Raw genomic sequence first — 23495 nt, 5'->3', positions numbered from 1 at the left:
CAGGCACGCCAGGCCTGCCCGAAACGCCACCCGGCAGCATACGGGTGCCGGTCAGGCGTTTCGCCGCTACAATGCACGCCTCGACCGTGACAAGCCTGACTAAAAAAATTATGTCTTTGCCCAAACATCACCTGGAATTGCTCAGCCCTGCCCGCGATGTCGCCATCGCCCGCGAGGCCATCCTGCATGGCGCCGATGCCATCTACATCGGTGGCCCGAGCTTCGGCGCCCGCCACAATGCCTGCAACGAAGTGAGCGATATCGCCCAATTGGTGGAGTTCGCCCGTCGCTACCACGCCCGGGTGTTCACCACCATCAATACCATCCTGCACGACAACGAACTGGAACCGGCCCGCAAGCTGATCCACCAGTTGTACGACGCCGGCGTCGATGCGCTGATCGTCCAGGACTTGGGGGTGATGGAACTGGACATTCCGCCGATCGAACTGCACGCCAGTACCCAGACTGACATCCGCACCCTGGAGCGGGCGAAGTTCCTCGATCAGGCCGGTTTCTCACAACTGGTGCTGGCCCGCGAGCTGAATCTCCAGGAGATCCGCGCCATCGCCGACGAAACCGACGCGGCCATCGAGTTCTTTATCCATGGTGCGTTGTGCGTGGCGTTTTCCGGTCAGTGCAACATTTCCCACGCGCAAACCGGGCGCAGCGCCAACCGTGGCGACTGCTCCCAGGCCTGCCGTCTGCCGTACACCCTCAAGGACGAAAAGGGTGGAGTGATCGCTTACGAAAAGCACCTACTGTCGATGAAGGACAACAACCAGAGCGCCAACATCCGCGCCCTGGTCGAGGCCGGTGTGCGTTCGTTCAAGATCGAGGGCCGCTACAAGGACATGGGCTATGTGAAAAACATCACCGCCTATTACCGCCAGCGCCTCGATGCTGTGCTCGAAGACCGCCCGGACCTGGCCCGTGCCTCCAGCGGCCGCACCGCGCACTTCTTCCTGCCTGACCCGGAAAAAACCTTCCACCGTGGCAGCACCGATTACTTCGTCACTGACCGCAAGATTGATATCGGCGCCTTTGACTCGCCGACCTTCACCGGTCTGCCGGTGGGTGTGGTCGAGAAAGTCGCCAAGCGTGACATGCAGGTCGTGACGCACGAGCCGCTGTCCAACGGCGACGGCCTCAACGTGCTGGTCAAGCGTGAAGTGGTGGGTTTCCGCGCCAACATCGCCGAACCCAAAGGCGAGTTCGAGGAGGATGGGGAGAAGCGCTATCGCTATCGCGTCGAGCCCAACGAGATGCCGGAGGGCATGTACAAGCTGCGCCCCAACCATCCGCTGAATCGCAATCTCGATCACAACTGGCAACAGGCGCTGCAAAAGACCTCCGCCGAGCGTCGAATCGCCCTGAACTGGGTCGCTCGCCTGCGTGAAGAGCAGCTGGAACTGATCGCTACCAGTGAAGAGGGCATCAGCGCCAGCGTCACCCTGGCTGGCCCGTTCGGCGCCGCCAACAAGCCGGAACAGGCGTTGGAGCAATTGCAGGATCTGCTCGGCCAACTGGGTACCACGCAGTACCACGCTATCGACATCAAGCTGGACGCGCCGCAGGCGTACTTCATCCCCAACTCGCAGCTCAAGGCCTTGCGCCGTGAAGTGATTGAAGCCTTGACCGAAGCGCGGATCGCCGCCCACCCGCGTGGCAGCCGCAAGGCCGAAACCACGCCGCCGCCGGTGTACCCGGATTCGCACCTGTCGTTCCTGGCCAACGTCTACAACCAGAAGGCCCGGGACTTCTATCACCGCCACGGCGTCAAGCTGATCGACGCGGCCTACGAGGCCCACGAGGAAACCGGCGAGGTGCCGGTGATGATCACCAAGCACTGCCTGCGTTTCTCCTTCAACCTGTGCCCGAAACAGGCCAAGGGCGTGACTGGCGTGCGCACCAAGGTTGCGCCGATGCAGCTGATCCACGGCGATGAAGTGCTGACGTTGAAGTTCGACTGCAAGCCTTGCGAGATGCACATCATCGGCAAGATGAAAGGCCACATCCTCAACCTGCCGCAACCGGGCAGCGTGGTCGGTCACATCAGCCCCGAAGACCTGCTCAAGACCATCCCGCGCGCGCCGCACTGAGTGACCGGTGAGTGCGTCGCAACGGCGCGCTCACCTGTTCCTGCTTGAAACCTGCTTTTGCTGAAGTCCAGGCGCTGGCGACAAACCTGGAGCTGGCGGTCGACACTATCCACAGGTGTCGGCGACAGCCTTTTCAGCGCGTTTGAATTCCTGTTTGACGTCGGTGGGGATGCGTTGCTTTTTCAGTTCCTGACCGAGGAAGGGTTGTTCGCCTCGGGACTGGACCTCAGCGTTCTCGGCCGTTATCTGCGCCTCGATGGCAGCGGCGTGCTTGTCGATGACGGCATCGACCTCGGCTTCATTCTTGGCGGTATCGAGTGCCAGGACCAACTGACCAGCCTCGGCTTTTTCGGCTTCGGCATAGGCTTCAACCGTCAACCCGGAGGCCAGGGCTCGCGCCTGGGTTTCCAGGCCATTGAGGTGCTCCCGGGCGGTCTTGCAGACCGCTTCCTGTCGCTGGTCCTGGATGTGTTCCCAGGTGTTCAACCCATAAATCGCGGCCCCGAGTACCAGAAGGGTTGCAGCGGCCCCCATTAATTTGGCTTTCACTTTTGGCGCCCTCAAATGGCAAGGGAAGGGTGTTGCGTAAACGATTCCCGATTCAATTCGAGTTAGGAAAAGCGTAGCAGAGCTGTTCGGGGTGAAAGTGCGCCGATAGCACCCCGAGATTCGGCTCGACACTAAGCGTCTGTTTTAATGAACAATTTTTTTTGTTTGGGCTTCCCATATGAGGAAAATGTTGGTAAATTTGCGCCCACTCTTGCAGCGGCCCTCAGGGAGCCAGTCGCGAGAGCAGGCAACAGGTCTTGTTGCCACTCAAGAAAGCGAGTGCCAGGCACTCATCGCAACAGATACAGGGGCGTCGCCAAGCGGTAAGGCAGCAGGTTTTGATCCTGCCATGCGTTGGTTCGAATCCAGCCGCCCCTGCCATTTTTTATTCCCACATAATCAGATAACACTCGACCGACGGTTATTATTCGTCGATTCGTTGTTTTTTTGCCTCCCGTTCGCCCATCTACCGCTACCGAAAGCGCTCCGGGATAGCCTCGGCAAACGGATACAAGGAAAAATACGGTCTTGCCTCGTCGATCACCCGCTTGACCGAGGGCCTTTGGATCAACCTGTCGAAATAAGCACTCAAGTGGCGATGATCGTCAGGAAAGGGTACGAGGGTGCTGGCGTAGAACAGCGCCGGAGCAGCGGCGCAATCGGCCATGCTGAAGGCGGGGCTGGCTGCCCAGGTGTTTGCGGCCAACTGGCGTTCAAGCATGCCGTACGCCGTCATCAGCGCAGCACGTTCGCGGGTCAGGTCGCCGTTTGCGGCATAGATTCGGTCAGCGACGATCTTCTGCATCGGCACCTGGACATGCAGGTCGAAAAAACGGTCCCACAGGCGCACCTCCAACGCGGCTTGCCAATCATCCGGAATCAGGCGTGCCAGGCCGGGATGAAGCCGGTCCAGGTACTCAATGATCACGCTCGACTCGGGTACGTCCCGTTGGCGGTCGTGATCGCGGATCACCGGGAATTTGCAGAGTGGCCAAAGTGCTTGTAGCTCGGCCCGGTCAGCCTCGTTGCCCAGGTCGATGATCCTTTTTTCAAACTCGATTTCCAGTTCATACAGAGCGATCAGCGCTTTGTGGCAGAACGACGAGAGCGGATGGAAATAAAGAGTCAGTGACATCCTTCAATTCCTCGGTGGGATGGAAACCAGTTGATTATCCGTCGCCATCCGCCAATGCGCGAGGTGCTCCAGCCTGATGTCCGGCGCCTGCTGTTCGGGTTAGAGTACAAGTCTCTGGCCTGAACTTCAGGCATGCCACGTTTAGGGTCATATCGCCATGCACCAGATCGGACTCATTGTTTACCCCGGTTTCCAGGTTTTGGGCCTGGCCATGTGTGCCGCCTTCGAGTTGGCCAACAGTGCCGGTGACGAGCCGTTGTACCGCATTGCCTTGCTGTCCGAGCCGGGTGGCCTGGTGCAAACGTCCGCCGGTTTTGCTGTGCAGACCGAAGCGTTCGACCAGCGCGCGTTCGATACGCTGCTGGTCCTGGGCGACAACCTGATCCGCCCGACCACGCCGGGCATGCTGGAGTTTCTGCGCCGCGCCAGTCTCGGCACCCGGCGTCTGGGCTCGATTTGCACGGGGGCGATAGCCCTGGCGGAGGCGGGCTTGCTCGACGGGCGGCGGGCGACAACCCACTGGGCGCATGTGCCGGCCTTTCGCAAGGCGTACCCGAACGTGAAGGTCGAGGAAGACCGGATCTTCATCAACGACGGCCACCTGTGGACCGCGGCGGGTATGAGCGCTTGCGTCGATCTGGCGCTGGCCCTGGTGGAGAGCGATCTGGGCGTCGACATTGCACGCAAGGTAGCGCGGCAATTGGTGGTGTACCACCGGCGTTCGGGCGGGCAGTCGCAGTTTTCGGTGATGCTGGAACTGGCCCCCAAAACCGACCGGATACAGGCCGCGCTGAACTACGCCAAGCAGAATCTCAAGTCGGCGCTGTCGGTCGAGGAGCTGGCCAGCGCGGCCAATCTCAGCCCTCGGCAATTCAGCCGGGTGTTTCATGCCGAAACCGGCCAGTCTCCGGCCAAGGCCATCGAAAACCTGCGGGTCGAGTCGGCCCGGTTGATGATGGAAACCGGACGACACTCCATCGATGTGGTGGCGACGGACACCGGCTTTGGGGACCGGGAACGTATGCGCCGCGCTTTTATTCGGGCGTTCGGGCAGCCGCCGCAGGTGATCCAGCGTGCCAGTCGGGGCTGAATCATGATGTCCTGAAAGGTGGTGTATACGACATTCAGGTCTTTATATTATCGGCGTAATCTTGATCTCGTTGAAACTTTTCCCTCAATGAGATCACCGCCATGACCCTCGTCAAAGCCGCCGCCGTACAAATCAGCCCTGTTCTTTACAGCCGTGAAGGCACCGTCGACAAAGTGGTGCAGAAGATTCTCGAACTCGGCGAACAGGGTGTGCAATTCGCCGTGTTCCCGGAAACCGTCGTGCCGTACTACCCGTACTTTTCCTACGTGCAGTCACCGTTCGAAATGGCCGCCGAACACCTCAAGCTGCTGGACCAGGCGGTCACGGTGCCTTCGGCCGCCACCGATGCCATCGGCGCTGCGGCCAGGCAATCCGGGATGGTCGTGTCCATCGGCGTCAACGAACGCGATGGCGGCACGCTGTACAACACGCAGTTGCTGTTCGATGCCGACGGCTCGCTGATCCAGCGTCGCCGCAAGATTTCCCCGACCTACCACGAGCGCATGATCTGGGGCATGGGCGACGGCTCCGGTCTGCGTGCCGTCGACAGCGCGGTAGGGCGCATCGGGCAACTGGCCTGCTGGGAGCATTTCAACCCGCTGGCCCGTTATGCCTTGATGGCCGATGGCGAACAGATCCATGCGGCGATGTACCCGGGGTCGTTTGCAGGTCCGTTGTTCGCCTCGCAAATGGAAGTCAGCATTCGCCAGCATGCCCTGGAGGCCGCGTGCTTTGTGGTCAACTCCACGGCGTGGCTGTACCCCGAACAGCAGGCGCAGATCATGGCCGACACCGGTTGTGCTATCGGCCCGATCTCGGGTGGCTGTTACACGGCGATCGTCGGCCCGGACGGTGTGGTGCTGGGTTCGTTGCAGGAAGGTGAGGGCGAGGTGATTGTTGATCTCGACATGAGCCAGATCGACAAGCGCAAACGCATGATGGATTCCCGCGGCCACTACAGCCGCCCGGAATTGCTGAGCCTGTTGATTGACCGCACCCCTCAAACCCATGTGCATGAACGCAGCGCGCATCCGAAGCTGGCCGAGCAGACCGGGCTGGAAGAAGTGATGGGTTAGTTCCGGACAAACAAAAAGGGGACTTCATGGAAGTCCCCTTTTTGTTTGTCCGCGTTGCAGCTTTCGTTTCAGCGACGCCAGATGAAACGCGCCAGCAGCGCATCGATGCTGAGCTTGCCGGCACCCGACAGCAGCAGCGGCGTAAGCGCAACAAGGTAGATCAAAGGCAGCTTGAAGTTGCCGTAACCCTTGTTGCTGATGGCATAGCCTTGGGCAAGTTCGCTGAGGCTGTGCCAGTCGGCGGGCCAATGCACGGCGGCAGTTGCGACGAGGGTCACCACCATCAGGCTCAGCGCCGAAAAACGTGTGCCCAGGCCCACCAGCAAGGTCAAGGCGAAGATCAGTTCGGCCCACATCGACAGTTCCCAGTTCAGCGTCGCTGGAAGGTGGTCGAACGGAAACGGGAAGCGCGCCTGGATATCGGTGAACCAGTTCTGGCCGTTGAATTTTTCCAGGCCGGACTCGAGGAACTCCCAGGCGAGAAACACCCGCAGCGCCAGGGGGGCAACCCAGTCGCCGGCACGGTCGAGGTTCAGGTACAGGCCTTTGACGGCCGAAGAAATGGAGGTGCTCATGGACGTTGCTCTCTTTCAGGTCAGGGCGGCGGGGCAACGGCATGCCCCGTGAGTTGAGCGCTTTGATTGGCGTGGCCAATCGACAGGTGTATTTCATCAACGGGGTGTATCTGCGGTGTGTCGTTGCGGCGGGGTTTTGCGTGCGGGGTGTGTCTGGGGCGGGGCTGTATACATTGAGATACGTAACCGGTCACCACATATCCCTTACCCCTGTGGGAGCGAGCCTGCTCCGGGCGGCGATCCGACGATGGCGGAGTGTCGGGCGGCAGCTATGTTGGATGTGCCGGCCTCTTCGAGAGCAGGCTCGCTCCCACAGGGAAATTGCTATACATTTTCCGGCCGCCCACTGCATGGTGAACCGCTTCATGTCCCTCGCGCTCGAACGTCTAGTCGCTGGCACGCCAATCCCTTTCGCCGGTAATCGTGTCACTGTCGTCAGCCCCGAACTGGCGCAACGCTTCCAGCCCGGTGACCACCTGCTGGTGGAGCAGGTCAGCGGCGAGTTGCTACTGATCCCCGTGGCGGACCAGCAAGCGGCCAACGTCGCGATCGAGCGCGCCCAGGCGGCATTCACCGCGCTGTCGGCGGTGTCTGACCAGGCGATCAGCGCCTTCTTCGACCTGTTTGCTCAACGCCTGGAAACCCCGGAATGCTGGGCCTTGATCGAAGCCGCCAACCTGGCTGACATCGAACGGGCCAAGGCGCGCGGTCGCTCGACCACCCGGTTGCTGGCCGATGAGCGCATGCGTCGTGACATGATCGCCGGCCTGCGCGCCTGGCGTGATGCCGCGGCCAGTCGTGGCAAGGTGATCAGTTGCGTCGAGCACGATGGCTGGAAAGTCGAGCAAGTGGTCTCGCCGCTGGGCATCGTCGCGTTCGTCTTCGAAGGTCGGCCGAATGTGTTTGCTGACGCGGCCGGTGTATTGCGCACCGGCAACACCGCCGTGCTGCGCATCGGCAGTGATGCGTTGGGCACGGCCCAGGCGATCGTCACCCATGCACTGAACCCTGCGCTGAGCGACGCCGGCTTGCCGGCCGGTGCCGTGTCGCTGGTGGAAAGTGTCAACCACGCCGCCGGTTGGGCGATGTTCGCCGACCGGCGCCTGTCATTGGCGGTGGCCCGTGGTTCGGGTCGCGCCGTCAGCCAGTTGGGCAGCATTGCGCAGCAGGCCGGCACGGCGGTCAGCCTGCACGGCACCGGTGGCGCGTGGCTGATCGCCAATGCCGATGCCGACGCCAAGCGTTTTGCCGCCGTGGTGCGCAACTCCCTGGACCGCAAGGTCTGCAACACCCTGAACGTCTGCCTGATTCACCGCGACCGCGCCGCTGAACTGGTGCCGCTGTTCCTCGACGCACTCAAGCAGGCCGGCACCGCACGGGGCCAGGGTTGCAAGCTGCACATCGTCGAAGGCAGCGAGTCGCATCTGCCACAAGATTGGCTGGCGGCAACGGTCGAGGTGTACCGCGCCGAAGGCTATCAGACCGAGGCGCAGGCCGAGCCGTTGCCCGAAGATCAATTGGGCCGTGAATGGGAGTGGGAAGAAACCCCGGAAGTCAGCCTGAAAATCGTCGACGACCTGGACAGTGCCATTGCCTTGTTCAATCGCTACAGCCCGCAATTCACGGTGTCGTTGATCAGTGAGAGTGCCGAGGCCCAGGAGCGATTCTACAACGCGGTCAACGCGCCTTTTGTCGGCAATGGCATCACCCGTTGGGTCGACGGCCAGTACGCGTTGAACAAGCCGGAACTGGGACTTTCGAACTGGGAGAGCGGTCGCCTGTTTGCTCGCAGTGCGATTCTCTCCGGTGATGGTGTGTTCACTATTCGTAGCCGCATGACCCAGGTCGATCTGGGCGTCAAACGCTGAACCCTGTGGGAGCAAGCCCGCTCCCACATTTGGTTTTCGTTCCAGCATAAAAAAGGCCTGCTCCTTATCGGGAGCAGGCCTTGTTTATCAATAAGTCAGTAATGACTCATTCAATCAGTAGAACCGGTCAATCACCCGAACTTCGTTCTGATTCTGCATCGAGGCCCAGGCCTGCTTCAGGGTTTGCAGAACATTACCGATGAAGTCCTTGTCGGCGGCGGCTTTCTTGCCGACATAGCCCTGGCCGCGACGGTACATCTTCAGTCGGGCCAGCAGGTTCTGGTTGTTCTGGTCGAACTCTGCTTCATGGGCGTGCGGCGACAGGCAGTCGATGTGAACCTGGCCACACTTGCTGATCCAGAGAATATGGTTGTCGTGGCTGTCTTTCTTTGCAGCGAAGATACGAGCCAGTTCATCGATAGTTGGTTGATTGTTCAGATTCATCATAAAGCCCCTTGACCAATTGGTGATCTTTCAAAGTTGATTCGCTAATACAGGTAGCCCATCGGTTAGTTGATCCCTGGCACCGAAACCAGGACGTCAGCGTTCGACCGCCTTATCGGGCGGGGTCCTGCGTCTGTTGCATGTAGTCGTGTTGAATAACTGCTACGCAATAGCGTCACAACGAAGAGAAGCGGCGAAAACCTTAAGGCCACTGCCGACGTTTTCAGGGTCGGCCACAAGCTTCATGAGGATTGCTCGCCAAGACTTCTCGCCCTTGTACTGGACGTTCAGGCCAGGTCAGCTTCTTCAATCTGCCTTGTGGGCAGCGTGTATCCGGGAAAAACAGCTCGGCGGTCAGACGAGCTTGCTCAAACGTGTTGCCTGTACTCCCGATCGGGGAGACGTCTGCATCATGCAAGGGCAAATCGGAGGCGTCAACGGTTTTGTAGTGAATATTTTCAGTCACTACATATTGTCGGACAAAGCTGTTGGGAATTAGCGGGCGGAGTCGAAGGTGTGTCGGTCAGGACGACAAAGGCGGACACTCAAAGCGGTAAAAAGTGCAGGGATGACCGTCTACCAGCTGCTGATGCAAGGTGAACCCGTCAACGTTGAGCCCCGGCATCACGGCGGCCCAGAACAGGCGTGCCGGCTGATTCGCCTCGATGTGGAAAATCTGCCATTGACCGGGGAATTGACTCAAGAGGGTGGATACGACAAATCGCGCGACACCCTGGCCACGGAAGCGTCGACTGACAAACAGATAGCCGATGTTGTAGTCGGCACCGGGTAGATGGACCTGGTTATCCACGGTCACGAAGCCGGCCAGTTCACCGTCGACCTTGATCAGGAATGGCCGGGTGGCTGGGTTTCGCCAGTAGTCGGGCATGGGCAGGATGTTGAACAAACCGTATTCGCCCAGTTTCAGCGGCAACCATTCGCTGAAGTCGTAGGTGTAGAACTGCATCAGGTTCTCGATGGTTTCCAGTTCATCGCGTTGGGCGGCGTGCAGTTCAATCGAAGACATTCGAAGTGGCTCCTGATCGGCCAAGGGACACCATTGATTATGGCCGGCGTCGCACGATCTGTGGCGAGGGAGCTTGCTCCCTCGCCACAGGGTTCGGTGTCAGGTTTACGTGTTGCTTGCGGGTTTTGCCCTGCGCTTGGTGCCGTTCGCAGCTTTGCGCGGGGTGCCTTTACGTTTTTTCTTCCATGGGGCTGCGGCGGAGCCGCCGGGCGGTGGACCGCTGATGGTCAGGCTCAGCCCGGCACAGCGACTGACCTGTTTGCTCATCCACGCCGCCTGTTTGGTGACGAACTCTTCCAGGCTCATTTCCCCGCTTTGCACCATGTCCAGGGCCTGTTCCCAGATCGCCGTGGTGCCCGGATCGGCGATGGCCCGTGGTACGGCGTCGATCAGGCTGAACGCGGCCGGCGTGGCGGCCAGGGCCTTGCCGTTCTTGACCAGATAACCACGGTCGAGCAGGCCCTGGATGATCGACGCACGGGTCGCTTCGGTGCCGATGCCGGTGGTGTCCTTGAGTTTTTGCTTGAGCAGCGGGTCTTCCACCAGTTTGGCCACATTCTTCATGGCCTTGATCAGGTCGCCTTCCGTGAACGGCTTTGGCGGTTGCGTCCACAGGTCCTTGAGTTGCACGCCGGCCACTGCGCAATCGATGCCTTCGGCCAGGTTGGGCAGAGTCTGCGGTGCCGGGGCTTCGCGCCCCTTGGCCGGAGCCAGCGCTTCGGGCAGGGCGCGTTTCCAGCCCGGCTCGATGATCTGCTTGCCGACAGCCCGCAAGGCCTCGCCGGCGCAGTCGAAGTCGGCCTGGGTGCGGTCGTATTCGTGATTGGGCAGGAACTGCGCCAGGTATCGGGCGCGGATCAGGGTGTAGACCGCACGCTGTTTGCCCGCCAGGCGCTCGAGGTTCTTTGCCGCAGCCGTGGGGATGATGCCGTGGTGAGCGCTGACCTTGGCATCGTTCCAGGCCCGTGAGCGCCGTTGCGGATCAAGGTGGTCGTGCAAGGCGTTCAACGCCGGATCGGCCTGGCGCAACGCCGCCAGAATGGCTGGTGCCTCACTGTGCTGACTGAGGGGCAAGTAGCCGCAATCACTGCGCGGATAGGTGATGACTTTGTAGGTTTCGTACAGCGCCTGGGCGATGTCGAGGGTTTCCTGGGCACCGAGACCGAGCTTCTTCGAGCAGACCTCCTGCAGGGTGCCCAGGTCGAACGGCAGCGGGGCCACCTCGCGCATCCGTTCGGTGCGCAACTTGATCACCCGCGCACTGGCCGCGCCGCTCATGGCGGCCGCCGCCTGTTGCGCCAGCGCCTGGTTCAGGCAGCGATCCTGATCGTCGCAAACGTCCGATGCCGCGCGCCATTGCGCAGTGAACGCGGTGCCGTTGTGCAGCAGTTGCACGTCGATGGCCCAATAGGGGACGGGCACAAAGTCGGCAATGCTGCGATCGCGATCCACCACCAGGCGCAAGGTCGGCGTTTGCACCCGGCCGACCGGTAACACGCCTTGATAGCCAGACTGGCGCCCCAGCAGGGTGAACAGCCGACTCATGTTCATGCCGATCAGCCAGTCGGCCCGGGAACGCCCCAGGGCCGAGTGATAGAGGCTGAAGGTCTCGTGCCCCGGTTTGAGGGCCGCAAGGGCCTTGCGGATGGACGCATCGTCCAGCGCCGACAACCAGAGGCGGCGGATCGGCCCGCGATAGCGGCAATGCTCCACCAGTTCCCGGGCGATCATCTCGCCCTCGCGGTCGGCGTCCGTGGCGATGATCAGTTCGGACGCTTCACCGAGCAGGCGCTTGACCGCCTTGTACTGGCTGGCGGTGCGCGGCTTGACGGTCATTTTCCATTTTTCGGGAATGATCGGCAGGTCGGCCAGCACCCAGCGCTTGTAGCGCGCGTCGTAGGCATCCGGCGGTGCGGTTTCCAGCAGGTGGCCGATGCACCAGGTCACCGTGACGTCCGTTCCCAGCCAGCAGCCATCGCCCCGGCGCCGGGCGCCGAGGACTGCCGCAATGTCTTTGGCCTGGGAAGGTTTTTCACAGAGGTACAGCCGCATAACCACCATCGTCGATCAATTTGCCAGAGGTGCACAGAATGGCGCTTGATGGGCGATGGAGCAATCTTTATCTGTATGGATGTACAGCTTGGTGTGTCGCGCCGAAGGCCTGCGCCGGCTGACACCGGCCTGGCTCCGTTCGGCTGCGAAGCAGTCGCGAGGGTGAAACTTGGGTTATACCTGATAAACCGTGGTCTCAGGTTTTGGGGCTGCTGCGCAGCCCATCGCGGGCAAGCCACGCTCCCACGTTGTGCTGTGGTGTTGTCGAGAAACTGCGGGCTTGCCCGCGATGAACGTTGACGCGGTATTCCGATTTGCAGGTCCATCACTGTCATGAGGAACGCATTCCATGAAAAGCTCCGGTCCTAGCCCTGTCATCACCATCGCCGAGCAGCCTGGCTGTCTGCTGGTGAGATTTCACGGCATTCAAGTGGCGGCCTCGGCACGCGCCCTGGTGTTGCTGGAGGCCAATTACCCGCCGGTGTACTACGTGCCGCGAGAGGACATCGACGAGAAATATTTCGCCCGCACCGACCACACCAGCTATTGCCCGTACAAGGGCGATGCCAGTTATTTCAGCTTGCAGGTGCCGGGGCATGAAAGTGCCAACGCGGTGTGGAGTTACGAAGACCCCAAGGTATCGGTGGAGCAAATCCGCGGATACCTGGCGTTCTACCCGGATCAAGTGAAGTTCGAGTTGCTTGATGCCGAAGTTTGATTAGGGTTGATCGCCGCGACGAGGGAGCCGCTCCCTCGTCGCGAGCAATGACCTCAGTTCCTGTCGAGATCCACGTTGCGCGTCTCACGCAGACAAATCATCCCCACCACCAGGCTCACCCCGGTGATCACCACCGGGTACCACAGCCCGTAGAAGATGTCCCCGGTGTACACCACCAACGCGAACGACACGGTCGGCAGGAAACCGCCGAACCAGCCGTTGCCGATGTGGTAGGGCAGGGACATCGAGGTGTAGCGGATGCGGGTCGGGAACAGTTCGACCATCAACGCCGCCAGCGGGCCGTAGCACATCGCGGAGATGATGATCAGCGCGACGATCAGCGCCACGATCATCGGTTTGTTGATCTGCTGCATGTCAGCCTGTTGCGGGTAACCGGCGAGGGTCACGGCACCGCGCAGGGCGGCTTCGTCGAAACCATCGATCTTCACGTCACCGACGCTGACCTGCACGCCGCTGCCGGCCGGGGCCGCTGCGCTCTGGTATGGCAGACCCTGCTTGACCAGGAAGGTCTTGACCTTGTCGCACGGGCTGTCGAATTTCGCCTTGCCCACCGGGTCGAACTGGAAGGTGCAGGTGGCCGGGTCGGCCATCACGGTGATCGGTGCCTGGCGACTGGCCTGGTCGATGGCCGGGTTGGCGTAGTGGGCCAGGGTCTTGAAGATCGGGAAGTACAGCGCGGTGGCCAGCAGCAGGCCGATCATCAGCACCGGTTTACGCCCGACCTTGTCCGACAGCCAGCCAAAGAAAATGAAGAAAGGCGCGCCAATGGTCACGCTGACAATCAGCAAGCCGTTGGCCACCGCCGGGTCCATTTTCAGGAACTGGGTGAGGAAGAACAGCACATAGAATTGCGCGGCATAGAAGGTCACCGCTTGCCCGGCATTGATGCTGAACAGGGCGATCAACACCACCTTGAGGTTTTCCCATTTGCCGAAGGAGTCGCGAATCGGCTGTTTGCACAGCTTGCCTTCTTCTTTCATTTTCACGAAGGCTGGCGACTCGTGCAGGCTCATACGAATCCAGGTCGAGATGCCCAGCAGCACGATGGAAAACAGGAACGGAATACGCCAGCCCCAGACTTCGAACTGGTCACCGGTGAAGTAGCGGCAGCCCAGCACCACCAGCAGCGACAGCAGCAGGCCCAGAGTCGCGGTGGACTGAATCCAGCTGGTGTGGAAGCCCCGCTTGCCGACGGGCGCGTGCTCGGCGACATAGGTCGCGGCGCCGCCGTATTCACCGCCCAGGGCCAGGCCCTGGAGCATGCGCAGCATCACCAGGATGATCGGCGCGGCGATGCCGATGCTGGCGTAGGTCGGCAGCAACCCGACGCAGAACGTCGCCAGGCCCATGAGGATGATGGTGGCGAGGAAGGTGTACTTGCGCCCGATCATGTCCCCCAACCGCCCGAACACCAGCGCGCCGAACGGCCGGACGATGAAGCCGGCGGCGAAGGCCATCAGGGCAAAGATAAACGCCGTGGTGTCGTTGACCCCGGCGAAGAACTGCTTGCTGATCACCGCCGCGAGGGCGCCATAGAGGAAAAAGTCGTACCACTCGAAGACCGTCCCGAGGGACGAGGCGAAGATGACTTTCTGGGTTTCCTGGCTGGTGCCCGCGCTGCGCACGGCTTCCAGGGTTTGAACGTTCTCTGACATACCGGTATCCCTCACAGTGATTGTTTTTGTTGTTCCACTGGTGTTGCGTGTTCCTTGCAGGGGTGATGCTCGATGTCCGTGAATCTGATGCGGTCCTTGTGGGAGCGGGCTTGCTCGCGAAAACGTCGTGTCATTCAACATCAATGTGAATGATCCACCGCCTTCGCGAGCAAGCCCGCTCCCACAGGTGATGTGTTTACAGAAGGGTTGAGGATCATCTGCGCAGCCTTCTCGGCAATCATCAGCGTCGGCGAGCAGGTGTTGCCCGAGGTGATGCGCGGCATGATCGAGGCATCGGCAATGCGCAGGCCGGGGATGCCATGGACCTTGAGTTGCGCATCGACCACGGCGTCGGCGTCATTGCCCATGCGGCAGGTGCCCACCGGATGGAAAATCGTGGTGCCGATCCGCGCGGCGGCTTCGTGCAGTTGTTCTTCGTTTTGCAGGCTGTCGCCGGGCAGGTATTCCACCGGATTGAAGGCGCGCAGGGCCGGGGCGGCGACGATGCGCCGGGTCAGGCGAATGGCGTCGGCGGCGACCCGCAGGTCCTCCGGATGGCTCAGGTAATTGGGTTGGATCAGCGGGGCTTCCTGCGGATCGGCGGAGCGGATTTCCACCCGGCCACGGCTTTGCGGACGCAGATCGCAGACCGACGCGGTGAACGCCGGGAACGCATGCAGCGGTTCGCCAAAGCGCTCCAGCGACAGTGGCTGCACGTGGTATTCGAGATTGGCGGAAGTCTGCTCCGGCCCCGATCGGGCAAAAGCGCCCAACTGGCTCGGCGCCATGGACAGCGGGCCGCTGCGGTCATACAGGTAGCGCAGGCCCATGCCCATCTTGCCCCACAGGCTGCCGGCAATCTGGTTCAGGGTGCGGGCATTTTCCAGCTTGTAGATCAGCCGCAGTTGCAGGTGATCCTGCAGGTTGCCACCGACGCCGGGTAGTTCATGGACGACGCCAATGCCCAGCCGCTCCAGCAGTGGACGCGGGCCGATGCCGGAGCGTTGCAGGATGCTGGGCGAACCGACGGAGCCGGCACACAGGACGATCTCCTTGCGCGCCTTGAAGTTTTTCGCCTGGCCTTGCCAGCGGGCGCTGACCGCCGATGCACGGCCATTGTCCAGCAACACGCGGTCGACTTCGACACCGGTCAGCACGGTGAGATTGGGACGCTGGCGAATGGGTTTGAGAAAGGCCTTGGACGCGTTCCAGCGGATTCCGGCCTTCTGATTGACCTGGAAATAGCCGCAACCTTCGTTGTCGCCCTGGTTGAAGTCATCGATGCTGGCGATGCCGCTTTGTTCGGCGGCACTGCGGAACGCATCGAGAATCGGCCATGACAGGCGCTGGCGTTCGACTCGCCATTCGCCCGCGGCGCCGTGAAATTCGGCGGCGCCGGCAAAGTGGTTTTCACTCTGCTTGAACAGCGGCAACACGTCTTGCCAGCTCCAGCCAGGGTTGCCGTCGGCGGCCCAGCGGTCGTAGTCGCCGGCCTGGCCGCGCATGTAGATCATGCCGTTGATCGAGGAACAGCCGCCCAGTACCTTGCCGCGCGGGTAGCTCAGGGCGCGGCCTTGCAGGCCCGGTTGCGCTTCGGTCTTGAAGCACCAGTCGGTGCGCGGGTTGCCGATGCAGAACAGGTAGCCCACGGGGATGTGAATCCACGCATAGTTGTCGCGGCCACCGGCCTCGAGCAGCAACACGCGATGTTGCGCATTGGCCGACAAACGATTGGCCAGCAGACATCCGGCCGGCCCGGCCCCGACCACGATGTAATCGTATTCATCAAGGGAAGTCTGCATCCCTGACCTCGCGTTGTTGTTCTTGTTGTCTGTCATCCTAGTTGTTAGCTTTCGTCAAAAGAATGTTAGTTTTTGCGCAGCCGCTGTGCGTTTTTAAACAGCATCCCGAACGGCAAAGAACAAGGACGCTTCATGTTCGACTGGAATGACCTGCGGTTTTTTCTTGAATTGCAGCGCAGCGGGCGTTTGCTCACGGCTGCCCGGCGCTTGAACACCACCCATGCCACCGTGGCGCGGCACATCGAGGCCATCGAAAAAAGTCTCGGTACGGCGTTGTTCGTCCAGCATGCCCAGGGGTATGAGATGACCCCGGCAGGCGAGGCGTTGCTTAAACACGCCGAGGCGATGGAGAACGTGGCGCTGCTGGCCCAGGAGGAAATCACCCAGTCCACCGCGCCGCTGGGCAAGATCCGCGTCGGGGTGACGGAAGGCCTGGGCATCATGTTCCTCGCCAGTCGCATGAACGGCTTGTTCGAGCGCTATCCGGGGCTGGAGGTGGAACTGGTGGCGGTGCCGCGTTTTGTCAGCATCCTCAACCGCGAGGCGGAAATCAGCATCCACCTCGAACGCCCGGCCGCCGACATGCTGGTCACCCGCAAACTCACCGATTATCGTCTGGCGCTCTATGCCAGCCAGGACTACCTCGACCGTTCACCGCCGTTGCGCAGTCGCGAGGACCTCGGGCGTCATGCGTGGATCGGCTACGTCGACGACCTGCTGTTCAGTCAGGAACTGATGTTCCTCAACAGCTTCTGCCGCAACCCGCGGGTGGTGTTTCACAGTACCAGCGTGATCGCCCAACAGCAGGCGGCGCGCTCAGGCCTGGGGATTGCCGTGCTGCCGTGCTACATGGCCAGTGCCGATCCCGGTCTGGTGCCGTTGCTGCCGGACGAAAGCATCCAGCGCAGCTACTGGATCAGCACCCGCCGGGAGTTGCACAAGTCGGTGCGGTTGCGGGTGTTGTGGGATTATGTGGTTGAGTTGTGTGAGCGGGAGCAGGGGTTGTTGCAGGGGGCAGTTTCCCTCGGTGCCTGAGCTGACGCCATCGCGGGCAAGCCCGCTCCCACAGGTTTTTGTGCTGTTCACACCAACTGTGTAGCACAGCAGATCCCTGTGGGAGCGGGCTTGCCCGCGATGGCGGCGGTCCATCCAGAATTGATCCTACGGCTTAACCAACAATCTCGAACGCCGTACTGGCCAGCCTTTCACCATTGACCATGATATGCACCGCATGGCGCCCCGCATAATGCCGGCGGGTGGTGAGTTCCTTGATCTGCTGGCCACGGCTGACGGCTTCGACGGCGTTACCGGGCAGCGTCAGTGCCTTGAGCTTGAACACCTTCGCCGAGGTGCTGCCGTTGGCCTTGACGTAATCGATGGCGTAGTCGATCACCAGGCGCTGACTGCTTTCTACCGTGGATCTGACGGCGAACGACAGGGTGATCTTTTCTCCCAGGCCAATCACCGGCGGTTCGACTTTCACATCAAGGATCTCGACCTCAGGCTTGCCGCCCGCACCGATGATCGCCAGTGCCCGCTGGTTGCCCTGTTTGATCAGGCTGCGCAGGGCGTGTCTGGCAATCCATACGGTGTGCCGGTTGTCCAGCGACCAGCCTTCAATCAGATCCAGCACCCAGTCGGGATGATCCTTGGTGATGTCGTTGAGGTGGTTGGCCACGGACTTGCGCACATACAGGCTGGTGTCGGCCTTGAGGTTGTCGAGGATGTTCGCGGCCAGTGTCGGATCGGCCTGGATGGGCTCCAGCCGGAATGACCAGGGCAGGCGCGGCCGGCATCCTTCGCTGGCCAGGCGGCGCACATGCTCGTTGTCATCCAGCGACCAGGCGTGCATCAGCTTGAGCGAGCGCTCGAGGTCACTGCGCAGGAAGTGACGGATTGCGAACTCCGAAGAGCCAAAGGCGGTGAAGTACTTCAGCGCGTCCATCGACTGATCGAACGCATGGGCGCCGTAACTGGCGACGTAGTGCGGCAGGCACATGCTGACGAAGCCGCTGTTCAGGCGCGGGGCGAGGGCGCGCAGCACTTCCAGCGACCCCTCGTAGTCCAGGGGAAGCACGGCGTGCAGGCACTCACTGACCCGGGTCATGCGCTGCATGACGCTGAGGTCTGCCAGGCCGGCTTGGGCGAGCTTCAGGAAGCGCCTGGCCTCGAATGGCGGGTAGACCGCGGTCATTTCGCTGGCGATGTGCTGGAGGCGCTCGGTGTTGAAGATTTCCTTGAGGGCCGGAGATTGTTGGTCAGTCATGGTGTTTCCCTGGCAATTGTTGTTGATCCATCACACCGCGTTATCGTTCATCGCGAGCAGGCCCTCATATTCACCTCATTTGGTGCCCGCCTGCTCCTGCAGTTGATCCGACTCGAACAACCTGCCCAGTTCGACCCGCGCTTCCTGCGCCGTCTGCATCACTTTCACGGCGTCGTCATACACCGCATGCTGGGCTTCAAGCACCTCTTCGTCGTGCTGCTTGAAGCGTTTGATCCGCGCATCCGCCTGGGCCTGGGTCAATCCCAGGCCGATCAGGGTTTGCCGGCTCATTTCCAGGCTCGAATAAAAGGTTTCGCGCACGGCGTGAGCGCCGACGTCCATCAGCCGGTGCACATGCTGGCGGTTACGGGCACGGGCGATGATTTTCATGTGCGGGTAGAGCTTGCGCACCAGTTCGGCGGTCTTGATGTTGGTGTCCGGGTCGTCGGTGGCGATCACGAAATACTCGGCTTCCCCGACCTTCGCCGCGTTGAGGATTTCCGGGCGCATCGGGTCGCCGTAGAACACCGGTACGCCACCAAAGCTGCGGGACAGTTCGATGGTTTCCACCGAGGTGTCGAGGGCCACGAACTTGATGTTCTGTGCGCGCAGAATCCGCGCAACGATCTGGCCCATGCGGCCCATGCCGGCGATCACCACCCGTGGCGTGTCGGCGTCGATTTCGCGGAACTTCTCCGGTACTTCCACCGGTTGCACTTTCGGGCTGACCAGGCGTGCGCAAAGCAGCAGCAACAGTGGCGTCACGGCCATGGACAGGGTGATGGTCAGCACCAGCAAGTCATACAGCTCCGTGGCGAACAGCCCGTGGTCGCGACCAATCTTGAACACCACAAAGGCAAATTCACCACCGGCCGCCAACACGATGCCCAGGCGGATCGCACTGACCTTTTTCAAGCCCCCGGCCAGGCGCCCGACCAGGAGCAGCAGCGGCAGTTTGATCGCGATCAGCAGCAGGGTCAGGCCCAGCACCGCCATCGGCATGCTCAGCAACAGGCTCAGGTTCGCGCCCATGCCGACGCTGATGAAAAACAGCCCGAGCAACAGGCCCTTGAACGGTTCGATCTGGGCTTCCAGTTCATGGCGATACTCGGAGTCCGCCAGCAGCAGGCCGGCGAGGAAGGCGCCCAGGGCCATGGAAATTCCGACCAGCTCCATCAGCCATGCCGTGCCGATCACCACCAGCAACGCCGTGGCGGTGGACACCTCTGGCAGCGCGGTTTTGGTCACCACGCGAAACACCGGCCGCAGCAGATAACGCCCGCCGATCACCACCACGGCGATGCTGGCCAGCACTTGCAGGCCGTGGTTCAGGTTTTCGCTGGCGGTGGTGCTGTGATCGCCACCAGCAAGCAGCGGCACCATGGCGATCAAGGGGATCGCGGCGATGTCCTGAAACAACAGGATCGCGAACGCCAGCCGCCCGTGGGGGCTGGTCAGTTCCTTGCGCTCAGCCAGGCTTTGCAGGCCGAACGCCGTGGACGACAACGCCAGGCCCAGGCCCAGGACGATCGCGGTGTTCAACGGCTGGCCAAACAGCCAAAGCGCTACCACGCCAATCACCGTGCCAGTGAGCAGCACTTGCGCCAGGCCCACGCCGAACACTGACTTGCGCATCACCCACAAGCGTCGCGGCGACAGTTCCAGACCGATGATGAACAGCAGCAACACCACGCCGAGTTCGGAAATGTTCGCGACGCTTTGCGGATTGTCGATCAGGCCCAGCACCGACGGGCCGATGATCACCCCGGCAAACAGATAGCCCAGAACCGCCCCCAGATGCAGGCGCTTAGCCAAGGGAACGATGAGAACGGCCGCCATCAGAAACACGACAGCGGTTTGTAGCAGGTTGCCTTCATGGGGCATGAGAAAACTCCGGACTCGGTACAGCGGGGGTGACAAGAATAAAGGCTGAGCCCTTCGGCGTCAGCAAAACGCTCGGGCTCAGATGTTACAATTTGCATTAATTAGTTACATTTATAGAATTAGCTGATCAATCCAACTGTCCCTCTCGAGTAGTCTCCATGGCGATCAACTTCGACCTCAACGATCTGCAGGCCTTCCGTGCCGTGGTCGAGCAGGGCAGCTTTCGCAAGGCCGCCGATACGGTGCGCATTTCCCAGCCAGCCTTGAGCCGGCGCATTGAAAAACTCGAAGGCGCCCTCGGTGTGCGGCTGTTCGAGCGCACCACGCGCAAGGTCAGCCTGACCCAGGCCGGACGGGGTTTCATGCCCAGCGTCGAACGCCTGCTGGACGATCTGGACGTGGCATTGCTGGGCATCAGCGAAGTCGCTTCGACCCGGCTCGGCCATGTCACGGTCGCCTGTGTACCCTCGGCGGCTTACTACTTCATGCCGCGGGTGATCGCGCACTATCACCGGCAGTTTCCACGGATCAAGGTCAAGGTGCTCGACTCCAGTGCCCACGACGTGTTGAGTGCGGTGGTCAATGGCGAAGCGGATTTCGGCCTGAGCTTCATGGGCACGCTGGAAGCCGAAGTGGATTTCGAGCCTTTGGTGCAAGAAGGGTATGTAGTGGCGTGCCGGCGCGATCATCCGCTGGCGGGGCGAAGCAGTGTCACCTGGGACGAGTTCTATCAGCAGGATTACATCTCGCTGGATAAAACCTCGGGCAACCGTTTTCTGCTGGATCAGGCACTGACCGGCGTGGTGCCGCAGCGGCCGAGCATCTGCGAAACCCGTCACGTGACCACCATGATCGGGCTGGTGGAGGCCGGGTTGGGCGTGGCGGCGGTGCCGCTGATGGCGATGCCGGCGGCGGACCACCCGATCCTGACGCGGGTGCCGTTGACCGATCCGCAGGTGATGCGCAGCGTCGGTCTGATCAAGCGCCGGGGTCGAACCCTGACCCCGGCGGCATTGGAGCTGGAACGGCTGGTGGTGGAAATGAAAGTCCTGCAGCCGTCGGTCAGCGACTGACCGAGTCCAGCCCGGTCGCTTTCACGTCCGGTTGAGCCTGGGCCGAGGCCATGTATTGCAGCAAGGCTTTGGCTTCGGCCGGGTGCCGGGCACTTACCGGGATCCCGGCGGCAAACCGGGTGACCGACTGCACCGACTCCGGAATCTTCGCCACAAAACTGACCCCCGGCACCGGCAACAATTCGCTGACCTGCTGGAAGCCCAGTTGATAGTCGCCAGTGGCAACCACCGAGCCCACGGGGATCTTCGGCACCATGGTCGACTTGGGCTTGAGCTGGTCCTCGATCCCCAGGCGTTTGAACAGCTGCTGTTCGATGTACACGCCGCTGGCGCTGTCGGAGTAGGCCACTGATTTAGCGTCGAGCAGCGTCTTTTTCAGGCCCTCGACGTTGCTGATATCCGGTTTCGGCGCACCTTCGCGCACCACCAGGCCAATGCGCGAATCCGCCAGTTCGACACGGGAAGCCGGGTCGACCTTGCCCTGCTTGATCAAGTCGTCTAGTGCATAGCCGACCATGATCACCACGTCGGCTTGCTCACCGCGGGCCAGGCGATTGGGGATCGCTTCCGGGGCCTTGCCCATGGAGGGACCGAGCGCGGTGTCGAGGGTGTTGCCGGTGGAAGCGGCGAATTTCGGGCCGAGGATCTTGTAGGCCGCCGTGAAGCCGCCGGAGGTCATCACACGGATCTCTTCAGCCTGGGCAATGCCGCTCAAGCCCAGGCTGACCACCAATGCGAGGGCGGCAAGATTGAAGGTTTTTTTCATGGTCATGTTCTCGATAAAGGGCCGGTTCACGACGCCACCGGTTGCAGATGATTCGAGGCGCGGCGATAGAGCATGAGCGTCGCGCACAATGCGCACAGTGCTGCAAAGCTCATCCAATAACCCGGTGCCGCCTTGTCGCCGGTGTACTGGATCAGCAAGGTCGACATCGCCGGGGTGAACCCGCCGAACACGGCGGTGGCCAGGCTATAGGCGAGGGAGAAACCGGCCACCCGGACTTCCACGGGCATGATCTCCGTCAGCGCCGGGATCATCGCGCCGTTGTACAGGCCGTAGATGAACGACAGCCACAACAGCACCAGCAGCATGTGGATGAAGCTGGGCGCGTTCACCAGAAAGGTCAGCACCGGGTAGGTGGTGGCGATGGCCAGCAAGGCCATGGTGATCAACACCGGGCGTCGCCCGATGCGGTCCGAGAGTGCGCCGCCAATCGGCAGCCAGATGAAATTCGAAACGCCCACCAGCAATGTCACCAGCAGCGCGTCGGACGTACTCAGGTGCAGCACGGTTTTACCGAAGGTCGGCGCGTACACCGTGATCAGGTAGAACGCGGTGGTGGTCAGGGCTACCATCATCATCCCGGCGAACACGGTCAGCCAGTTTTGCCCCAGAGTGCGGAACACTTCACCCATGCTCGGGCGGTGTTTACGGGTGGCGAACTCTTCGGTTTCCTCCAGGTTGCGGCGCAGCAGGAAGATGAACGGCACGATCATGCAGCCGACGAAAAACGGAATCCGCCAACCCCAATCGGCAATCACGTTCGGTGCCATCCACTGGTTCAAGGCGTAACCCAGCGCGGCGGCGACGATGATCGCCACTTGCTGGCTGCCCGACTGCCAACTGGTGAAAAAGCCCTTGTGGCCGGGTGTGGCGATCTCGGCGAGATACACCGACACGCCGCCCAGTTCCGCACCAGCGGAAAAGCCCTGCAGCAGCCGCCCGATCAGCACCAGGGCCGGGGCGAACAGACCGATGGTTTCGTAACCGGGCACCAGCACAATCAGGATGGTGCCGCTGGCCATGATCGACAGGGTCACGATCAACCCTTTGCGTCGACCCACATCGTCGATATAGGCACCCAGCACCACGGCGCCCAATGGACGCATCAAAAAGCCTGCACCGAACACGGCGAAGGTCATCATCAGCGAGGCGAATTCGCTGCTGGCCGGAAAGAACACGGCAGCGATCTGCGTGGCATAGAAACCGAAAAGGAAGAAGTCGAACTGTTCGAGGAAGTTGCCCGAGGTGACCCGGAAAATAGCGCTGGCGCGAGAGCGTTCGCGCGGGATTGAGGCTGTCATCGATAAATACTCCACCGCTTTTATGACGTGCGCCGGCTGGACGCGGTGCACGGTTCTTATTGGGGCGGATAGTGGA

19 protein-coding genes and 1 tRNA gene are annotated in these 23495 nt (G+C 61.4%); 8 read left to right on the top strand and 12 right to left on the bottom strand.

Going from position 1 to position 23495, the window contains the following annotated elements:
• Positions 1–110: 110 nt before the first annotated feature.
• On the top strand, positions 111–2099 hold the full coding sequence (locus tag AC1DVE_RS21220) for a peptidase U32 family protein (protein WP_223535996.1): 1989 nt from the start codon (positions 111–113) through the stop codon (positions 2097–2099).
• 105 nt (positions 2100–2204) lie between these two features.
• Here the strand turns inward: AC1DVE_RS21220 and AC1DVE_RS21215 are convergent, their stop codons facing one another.
• A complete protein-coding gene (locus AC1DVE_RS21215) occupies positions 2205–2633 on the bottom strand; it encodes a hypothetical protein (RefSeq protein ID WP_223456020.1) in 429 nt (142 codons plus the stop codon).
• Between the two features lie 321 nt (positions 2634–2954).
• On the opposite strand from AC1DVE_RS21215, the gene AC1DVE_RS21210 reads away from it, so the two are divergent.
• Positions 2955–3029: transfer RNA gene (locus tag AC1DVE_RS21210), tRNA-Gln, on the top strand.
• A gap of 91 nt (positions 3030–3120) precedes the next feature.
• Here AC1DVE_RS21210 and AC1DVE_RS21205 read toward each other — a convergent pair.
• Positions 3121–3783: a glutathione S-transferase family protein gene (locus AC1DVE_RS21205; RefSeq protein WP_223456006.1), complete on the bottom strand. Its 663-nt coding sequence runs from the start codon at positions 3781–3783 to the stop codon at positions 3121–3123.
• Positions 3784–3940: 157 nt separating this feature from the next.
• Between AC1DVE_RS21205 and AC1DVE_RS21200 the strand changes: the two genes are divergently transcribed.
• Entirely contained in the window at positions 3941–4873 is a 933-nt protein-coding gene (locus tag AC1DVE_RS21200; protein ID WP_223456005.1) for a GlxA family transcriptional regulator, read from the top strand.
• Between the two features lie 101 nt (positions 4874–4974).
• Positions 4975–5949: a nitrilase-related carbon-nitrogen hydrolase gene (locus AC1DVE_RS21195; protein WP_223456004.1), complete on the top strand. Its 975-nt coding sequence runs from the start codon at positions 4975–4977 to the stop codon at positions 5947–5949.
• Between the two features lie 68 nt (positions 5950–6017).
• Here AC1DVE_RS21195 and AC1DVE_RS21190 read toward each other — a convergent pair whose 3' ends face one another.
• A complete protein-coding gene (locus AC1DVE_RS21190; RefSeq protein WP_223456003.1) occupies positions 6018–6524 on the bottom strand; it encodes an HvfX family Cu-binding RiPP maturation protein in 507 nt (168 codons plus the stop codon).
• Between the two features lie 365 nt (positions 6525–6889).
• Between AC1DVE_RS21190 and AC1DVE_RS21185 the strand changes: the two genes are divergently transcribed.
• On the top strand, positions 6890–8392 hold the full coding sequence (locus AC1DVE_RS21185) for an aldehyde dehydrogenase family protein (RefSeq protein ID WP_223456002.1): 1503 nt from the start codon (positions 6890–6892) through the stop codon (positions 8390–8392).
• A 114-nt stretch (positions 8393–8506) separates the two neighbouring features.
• Here the strand turns inward: AC1DVE_RS21185 and AC1DVE_RS21180 are convergent, their stop codons facing one another.
• The 3 genes from AC1DVE_RS21180 to AC1DVE_RS21170 form a co-directional block, all read right to left on the bottom strand.
• The gene (locus tag AC1DVE_RS21180) at positions 8507–8836 is read right to left on the bottom strand and encodes a hypothetical protein (protein WP_032829393.1); all 330 of its coding nucleotides are present in this window, start codon (positions 8834–8836) and stop codon (positions 8507–8509) included.
• 523 nt (positions 8837–9359) lie between these two features.
• On the bottom strand, positions 9360–9863 hold the full coding sequence (locus tag AC1DVE_RS21175) for a GNAT family N-acetyltransferase (protein WP_223456001.1): 504 nt from the start codon (positions 9861–9863) through the stop codon (positions 9360–9362).
• A 105-nt stretch (positions 9864–9968) separates the two neighbouring features.
• Positions 9969–11915: a DNA topoisomerase III gene (locus AC1DVE_RS21170; protein ID WP_263287412.1), complete on the bottom strand. Its 1947-nt coding sequence runs from the start codon at positions 11913–11915 to the stop codon at positions 9969–9971.
• A gap of 349 nt (positions 11916–12264) precedes the next feature.
• Here AC1DVE_RS21170 and AC1DVE_RS21165 point away from each other — a divergent pair, with 349 nt between their 5' ends.
• Positions 12265–12633: a DUF427 domain-containing protein gene (locus tag AC1DVE_RS21165; protein WP_008046975.1), complete on the top strand. Its 369-nt coding sequence runs from the start codon at positions 12265–12267 to the stop codon at positions 12631–12633.
• Between the two features lie 53 nt (positions 12634–12686).
• Here AC1DVE_RS21165 and AC1DVE_RS21160 read toward each other — a convergent pair whose 3' ends face one another.
• Both AC1DVE_RS21160 and AC1DVE_RS21155 read right to left on the bottom strand, forming a co-directional pair.
• A complete protein-coding gene (locus tag AC1DVE_RS21160) occupies positions 12687–14309 on the bottom strand; it encodes an MFS transporter (protein WP_223455999.1) in 1623 nt (540 codons plus the stop codon).
• Positions 14310–14449: 140 nt separating this feature from the next.
• Positions 14450–16111 carry a GMC family oxidoreductase gene (locus AC1DVE_RS21155; protein WP_223455998.1) on the bottom strand — a complete coding sequence of 554 codons (1662 nt, stop codon included), beginning with the start codon at positions 16109–16111 and terminating at the stop codon, positions 14450–14452.
• A 132-nt stretch (positions 16112–16243) separates the two neighbouring features.
• Between AC1DVE_RS21155 and AC1DVE_RS21150 the strand changes: the two genes are divergently transcribed.
• Entirely contained in the window at positions 16244–17146 is a 903-nt protein-coding gene (locus tag AC1DVE_RS21150) for a LysR family transcriptional regulator (RefSeq protein WP_223455997.1), read from the top strand.
• A 133-nt stretch (positions 17147–17279) separates the two neighbouring features.
• On the opposite strand, the gene AC1DVE_RS21145 is transcribed toward AC1DVE_RS21150, so the two are convergent.
• Together AC1DVE_RS21145 and AC1DVE_RS21140 are read right to left on the bottom strand one after the other, a co-directional pair.
• The gene (locus AC1DVE_RS21145; RefSeq protein ID WP_223535987.1) at positions 17280–18377 is read right to left on the bottom strand and encodes a DNA alkylation repair protein; all 1098 of its coding nucleotides are present in this window, start codon (positions 18375–18377) and stop codon (positions 17280–17282) included.
• 75 nt (positions 18378–18452) lie between these two features.
• A complete protein-coding gene (locus AC1DVE_RS21140; RefSeq protein ID WP_477784165.1) occupies positions 18453–20261 on the bottom strand; it encodes a monovalent cation:proton antiporter-2 (CPA2) family protein in 1809 nt (602 codons plus the stop codon).
• Between the two features lie 158 nt (positions 20262–20419).
• Here AC1DVE_RS21140 and AC1DVE_RS21135 point away from each other — a divergent pair, with 158 nt between their 5' ends.
• Positions 20420–21334, top strand: coding sequence for a LysR family transcriptional regulator (locus AC1DVE_RS21135; protein WP_477784164.1), 915 nt, complete (start codon positions 20420–20422; stop codon positions 21332–21334).
• Here AC1DVE_RS21135 and AC1DVE_RS21130 read toward each other — a convergent pair.
• Positions 21324–22100 carry a substrate-binding domain-containing protein gene (locus AC1DVE_RS21130; protein WP_223456019.1) on the bottom strand — a complete coding sequence of 259 codons (777 nt, stop codon included), beginning with the start codon at positions 22098–22100 and terminating at the stop codon, positions 21324–21326. The genes AC1DVE_RS21135 and AC1DVE_RS21130 overlap by 11 nt on opposite strands.
• A 26-nt stretch (positions 22101–22126) precedes the next feature.
• Positions 22127–23419 carry an MFS transporter gene (gene tcuC / locus AC1DVE_RS21125; RefSeq protein WP_223455994.1) on the bottom strand — a complete coding sequence of 431 codons (1293 nt, stop codon included), beginning with the start codon at positions 23417–23419 and terminating at the stop codon, positions 22127–22129.
• Positions 23420–23495: the final 76 nt, after the last annotated feature.

It is taken from the genome of Pseudomonas sp. P4_B4 (genome assembly GCF_056402255.1).
The sequence above is the reverse complement of the archived record's forward strand: the minus strand, read 5'-3'. Positions and strand labels throughout refer to the sequence as shown.